The sequence below is a fragment of the Streptomyces sp. NPDC059696 genome, from assembly GCF_042733745.1.
Taxonomy (GTDB): domain Bacteria; phylum Actinomycetota; class Actinomycetes; order Streptomycetales; family Streptomycetaceae; genus Streptomyces.
The window spans coordinates 1-5812 of sequence record NZ_JBHWFG010000071.1; the positions used below are offsets into that span (position 1 = coordinate 1).

At 74.0% G+C, this 5812-nt stretch carries 6 protein-coding genes; 4 read left to right on the forward strand and 2 right to left on the reverse strand.

Features of this window, described 5'->3' with window-relative positions; all coding sequences use genetic code 11:
- Together ACFV20_RS36355 and ACFV20_RS36360 are read left to right on the forward strand one after the other, a co-directional pair.
- Positions 1–885: methyltransferase (locus ACFV20_RS36355; protein ID WP_385665341.1), on the forward strand; the 885-nt coding region annotated here is incomplete at its 5' end.
- Positions 886–940: 55 nt separating this feature from the next.
- Positions 941–2203: a cytochrome P450 gene (locus tag ACFV20_RS36360; protein ID WP_385665343.1), complete on the forward strand. Its 1263-nt coding sequence runs from the start codon at positions 941–943 to the stop codon at positions 2201–2203.
- 66 nt (positions 2204–2269) lie between these two features.
- Here the strand turns inward: ACFV20_RS36360 and ACFV20_RS36365 are convergent, their stop codons facing one another.
- Positions 2270–3451, reverse strand: a complete 1182-nt coding sequence (locus ACFV20_RS36365; protein WP_073771972.1) for an acyl-CoA dehydrogenase family protein — start codon at positions 3449–3451, stop codon at positions 2270–2272.
- A 304-nt stretch (positions 3452–3755) separates the two neighbouring features.
- On the opposite strand from ACFV20_RS36365, the gene ACFV20_RS36370 reads away from it, so the two are divergent.
- Positions 3756–4094: a hypothetical protein gene (locus tag ACFV20_RS36370; RefSeq protein WP_073771973.1), complete on the forward strand. Its 339-nt coding sequence runs from the start codon at positions 3756–3758 to the stop codon at positions 4092–4094.
- Complete coding sequence (locus tag ACFV20_RS36375; RefSeq protein WP_073771974.1) at positions 4091–5131, forward strand: carboxymuconolactone decarboxylase family protein; 1041 nt, start codon at positions 4091–4093, stop codon at positions 5129–5131. Before ACFV20_RS36370 ends, ACFV20_RS36375 begins: the two co-directional genes overlap by 4 nt.
- A gap of 24 nt (positions 5132–5155) precedes the next feature.
- Here the strand turns inward: ACFV20_RS36375 and ACFV20_RS36380 are convergent.
- Positions 5156–5812 (reverse strand): oxidoreductase (locus ACFV20_RS36380; RefSeq protein WP_385665346.1); only part of this gene is annotated, 657 nt, incomplete at its 5' end.

Sequence of the window (5812 nt, forward strand, 5' to 3'; positions counted from 1 at the left end):
CGCACCGCCCGCGAACTCGCCGAGGCGGCCGCCGTGCACGAGGACTCCCTCGACCGGCTGCTGCGCTACCTCGCCGTCCGGGGCCTGCTGGACCGCGACGAGCTCGGCCGGTACACCCTGACCCCCCTGGGCCGGCCGCTGTGCGAGGACCACCCGGCGGGCGTCCGGGCCTGGTTCGACATGGAGGGGGCGGGACGCGGAGAGCTGTCGTTCGTCGACCTGCTGCACAGCGTACGGACCGGGAAGGCCGCCTTCCCGCTGCGCTACGGCCGTTCCTTCTGGGAAGATCTGGCGGACGACCCCCGGCGCGCGGAATCGTTCAACCGGCTGCTCGGCCAGGACGTCGCCACCCGCGCTCCGGCCGTCGTGGCCGGTTTCGACTGGGCGTCCACCGGCCATGTGATCGACCTCGGAGGCGGCGACGGCTCCCTGCTGACCGCGCTGCTGACCGCCTACCCGTCGCTGCGCGGCACGGTCCTGGACCTGCCCGACGCGGTGCAGCGCGCCAAGGAGTCCTTCGCGGCGTCCGGACTGGACGACCGGGCGAACGCGGTCACGGGCAGCTTCTTCGACCCTCTCCCCGCCGGCGCGGGCGCCTACGTGCTCTCCCTGGTCCTGCACGACTGGGACGACGAGGCGTCCGTCGCGATCCTGCGGCGCTGCGCCGAGGCGGCGGGCCGGACGGGATCGGTGTTCGTGATCGAGTCGACCGGTTCGGCGGGCGACGCCCCGCACACCGGCATGGACCTGCGCATGCTGTGCGTCTACGGAGCCAAGGAACGCGGCGTCGAGGCGTTCACGGAGCTGGCGGGCCGGGCCGGGCTCCGGGTCGTCGCCGTCCACCCCGCGGGTTCCTCCGCGATCATCCAGATGTCCGTGGTCTGACGCACGCCGCCCCGGCCGAACGCGGCGCGGGGTACGGCAGACAAGGAGAGAGCGTATGGCCGGCACGGTCATGTCGCCGGTCGAGGCGCTCGACGCGCTGGGCACGGTGCGGGGCCGCCAGGACCCCTACCCCCTCTACGAGGCGATCCGCGCGCACGGGCAGGCGGTCCCCACGAAACCCGGCCGCTTCGTGGTGGTCGGCCACGACGCGTGCGACCGGGCGCTGCGGGAGCCGGCCCTGCGCGTCCAGGACGGCAGGAGCTACGACGTCGTCTTCCCGTCGTGGCGGTCGCACTCCTCGGTCCGGGGGTTCACGAGCTCCATGCTCTACAGCAACCCGCCCGACCACGGCCGGTTGCGCCAGGTGGTGAGCTTCGCGTTCACCCCGCCCAAGGTGCGCCGGATGCACGGGGTGATCGAGGAGATGACCGACCGGCTCCTCGACCGGATGGCGCGGCTCGGCTCCGACGGCTCCCCGGTCGACCTCGTCGCCGAGTTCGCCGCCCGGCTGCCCGTCGCGGTGATCAGCGAGATGATCGGCTTCCCGGAGAAGGACCAGGTGTGGTTCCGCGACATGGCCTCCCGGGTCGCCGTGGCGACGGACGGCTTCACCGACCCCGGCGCGCTCGCGGGGGCCGACGCCGCCATGGACGAGATGAGCGCCTACTTCGACGACCTCCTGGACCACCGCCGCCGCGTCCCCGCCGACGACCTGGTCACCCTGCTCGCCGAGGCCCACGACGGCTCCCCCCGGCGCCTGGACCACGACGAGCTGATGGGCACCATGATGGTGCTGCTCACGGCCGGGTTCGAGACCACGAGCTTCCTGATCGGCCACGGGGTGATGCTCGCCCTCGAACACCGGGCGTACGCGGCCCGGCTGCGGGCCGAACCGGACTTCGCCGACGGCTACGTCGAGGAGATCCTCCGGTTCGAGCCGCCGGTCCACGTCTCCAGCCGGTGGGCTGCCGAGGACCTCGATCTGCTGGGCCTGCCCGTCCCTGCGGGCTCCAAGCTGGTCCTCATCCTGGCCGCCGCGAACCGGGATCCCGACCGCCACCGCGATCCCGGCCGCTTCGACCCCGACCGCTACGCGCCCCGCCGGGACGGCTCCGAGGCCGCCAGGCCGCTGAGCTTCGGCGCGGGCGGCCACTTCTGCCTGGGCGCTCCGCTGGCCCGCCTGGAGGCGCGGATCGCGCTGCCGCGGCTGCTGCGCCGGTTCCCGGAACTGACCGTCTCCCAGCCGCCCGTCTACCGCGACCGCTGGGTCGTCCGCGGCCTCGACACCTTCCCCGTGACCCTGAGCCCCGAGTCCTGAACCCCGGCTCCCGAGCACCCCGCCGGCCGGAACACGGCGACCGTCCCGGCCGGTGGTGCGCCCCTCTCAGACGTACAGGGTGTTGGGCCCCTGCCCGCACAGCACCCGGCCGTACAGCTCCAGGTTGGTGCTCGGGTTCATGAGCGCGTGCAGCGTGATGCTCTGGGCGTCGCGCTGCACGCGCTGGATCGGGACGTCGTTGTAGATCGAGGAACCGCCGCTCGCCTGCGCGAGGATGTCCACCGACTCCTTGCCCAGGCGGCAGGCCCGCCCCAGCAGGCCGCGGCACAGCACCCGCTCCTCCAGCGTCCAGGCCTCGCCCGAGGCCCCCTTGGAGTCGACCAGGTCGGCCAGCCGGTGGGCGTGGAACCGCGCCTCGTCGGCCAGCAGGCTCGCCTCGCCCAACTGGAGGTGGGTGATCGGCGCCGCGCCCTGCTCCTCGTACTCGGTGTAGGTGATCTTCCGGCCCGGCAGCCGGCCGCGGAAGACGTCCTGGGCCGCCGCGGCCAGTCCGGTCATGGTGCCGACCGACGAGGCCGAGGCCACGGCCAGCATCGGCGCGCGGAACATCGGCGAGGCGGCGTTGAGTTCGGAGGCGTACTGCTGCTGGAGCACCGCGCCCAGCGGAAGGACCCGATCCTGGGGGACGAAGACGTCCGAGGCGATGGTGGTGACGCTTCCGGACCCCCGAAGACCCGAGGTGTACCAGTCGTCGACGATCTGCAGCTGGTCCGTCGGCACCAGAGCCATCACGGGCTGCATGGCGCCGTCGGGGGTGGGCGAGACGGCGATCAGGACCTGCCAGTGGCTGTGCCAGGCGCCGCTGATGAAGCCCCACTTGCCGTTCACCACGACGCCGCCGTCGACCGGGGCCGCCATCCCGCCGGGGCTGAGGGTGCCGGAGACCCGGACGTCCGGCCGGGAGAACACCTCGTCCTGCACGTGGTCCGGGAAGAGGCCCGCCATCCAGGTGGGGATCCACCACACCGACGCCGTCCACGCGGCCGATCCGTCGCCGCGAGCCAGTTCGGCGGCCACGTCCACCAGGGTGCGGGCGTCGGACTCGTAGCCGCCGTAGCGGGCCGGCACGCGCATGCGGAAGATCCCGGCCGCGGCCATCGCCTCGACCGACTCCTCGTGCAACCGCCGGTTCTCCTCGGTCCATGCCGCGTGGGACTGGAGCAGCGGCCTCAACTTCGAGGCACGTTCAACCAGTTCGGTGCGGGCGGGCGTAGGCGTCTGGTCCACTCGGTCCTCCAGGAATCATGAGGCGCCCTGTCCGCGCTGTGCGGAAGCAGGCGTCTGCGCGCATCGGTCAGGACGGCGTCGCCCTGCTCCCGCATGGTTCACCGAGTCGTACGGGCGTCGCATCTCCTTGATTGCCGGTCGCCTCCGCCGATGCCGACCGGGCCTGGGCGAGAGCGCATCCCACGAGAAGGCCGCGACCGGCCCGAGGATCGAGAATGTGCTTCTCGGCCGGAGCCACGGCCGGCGCCGGCGCCCGTCGCCGACAACGCCGGGCCGGTGCCCGGATCCGTCAGGGAGGCAGCCCATGAGCGACAGCGACCGCCCGTCCCGGGTGTCGACCGCAGTGGCACCCGCCACCGCGAGGCCGTCGGCCGACACGGTCCTCGCCACCGCGGCGGCCTCGCCCGCCGCGTACAGCGCGGCCACCGCGCAGGAAGCGGCGACCGCGCTGGTCCGCATGCTGATGGAACAGATGGTGCTCGGTCCGGGCGCCGTGGAGCCGGAGACCCGCGCGGACGATCCGGGGTCGGGGCCGCACGGCCCCGACGGCTGCCCGCCGCCGCGGACCGGACAGGACCTGCCGGGCGAACCGCCGTCGGCGAGGGCGCCGAGCTTCGACAACGGGAAGGGAAGGCGACGATGAGGCCGCTTGTGCGGGCAGTGCTGCGGGGATCCCTGCGGCAGGTGAGGTACGTGGACGTGGTCGCCCCCCGCCAGGCCCGCGGCCTGGTGGCCCGGGTGTACCGGGAGACGGAGGAGCAGTTCGGCGTGCTCGCGCCGCCCCTGGCCCTCCACTCGCCCGCCGCGGCGTCGCTGGCCGCGGCGTGGCTGATGCTGCGGGAGACCCTGCTGGTCGACGGGCGGGTGAGCCGGGCGGTGAAGGAGACGGTCGCCACCGAGGTCTCCCGCGCCAACGACTGCCCGTACTGTGTCCAGGTGCACCAGGCGGTTCTCGGAACCCTGCCCCCGGACGGGGTCGGCGCCGGGCTCCTGCGGTGGGTCCGGGAGGCGGGACGGCAGCCGGGGGACGGGGTGGCGGACGGCGGGGAGCCGTTTCCGCTCAGCGGTGAACAGGCGCCGGAACTGTGCGGCGTCGTGGTCACGTTCCACTACATCAACCGCATGGTGTCGTTCTTCCTGGCCGACTCCCCCATGCCGGCCCGGACGCCGACGCCGCTGCGCGGCCCCATCATGCGGACCACCGCCCTGGCCATGCGTCCGGTCGCACCGGGTCCGCTGGCGCCGGGCGACTCGCTCGACCTGCTGCCCCCGGCGCCCCTGCCGCCGGGGCTGGAGTGGGCCGAGGGCAGCCCCTTCGTGGCCCAGGCCCTGGGACGTGCCGTCACCGCCGTGGACCAGGGGGCGCACTGGGTGCCCGAGCCGGTCCGGGAGCGGCTGCGCACGCGTCTGGACGCGTGGGACGGATCGGCGCCGGGTCTCGGCCGGGGGTGGCTGGACGAGGCCGTAGCCGGCCTGCCGGCCCAGGACGTGCCCGCGGCACGGCTGGCGCTGCTGACGGCCTTCGCCCCCTACCAGGTGCTCCCGCAGGACGTCGAGGCGTTCAGGCGGCGATGGTCCACCGACCGCGAACTCGTCGAGCTCACGTCCTACGCCGCGTTGACCACCGCCGTGCGCGTAGGCAGCCGGCTCGCCGTGTCCGGTGCCGCCGGGCGGGGGTGAACGGCCTCGCAGCGGGTGGCGGTCTCAGGGGCGCAGGCGTACGCCGGTGAGGCGCTCGGACTCCTCCCACAGGCGGCGCCGGGCCTGGGGGTCGAGGGCCGTTCTGCCGGGGCGTACGAGCCCGGGCGCGCCCCGGGTCTCGGTCACGCCGAGGGGCCCGTAGAACTCGCCTCCGCGCGCGTCGGGATCGGTCGCGGCCCGCAGAGCGGGCAGCATTCCCGCCGCGGCCGGCTGGAGGAACAGGGGGGCGAGCGGGGAGCCGAACCTGCGCACGGGTGCGGGAAAGCCCCGGCCCAGGCCGGTCGCGGCCAGCCCGGGATGGGCGGCGAGCGAGGCCAGTTCCGCGCCCGACTCCGCCAGCCTGTGGTGGAGTTCGAGCGCGAACATGAGGTTGGCCAGCTTGGACTGGTTGTAGGCCCGGTACCGGCTGTAGCGGCGTTCGCCGTGCAGGTCGCGGAAGTCGATGCGCCCCAGCCGGTGCAGGTAGCTGCTGATCGTCACGACCCGCGCGCCGGATGCGGCCCGCAGGGAGTCCAGGAGCAGACCGGTGAGGGCGAAGTGCCCCAGGTGGTTCGTGGCGAACTGGAGTTCGTGTCCGTCCGGGGTGCGGGCCCGGTCGGTCCACATCACGCCCGCGTTGTTGACCAGCAGGTCGATGCGGGGGAAGCGGTCGCGCAGTTC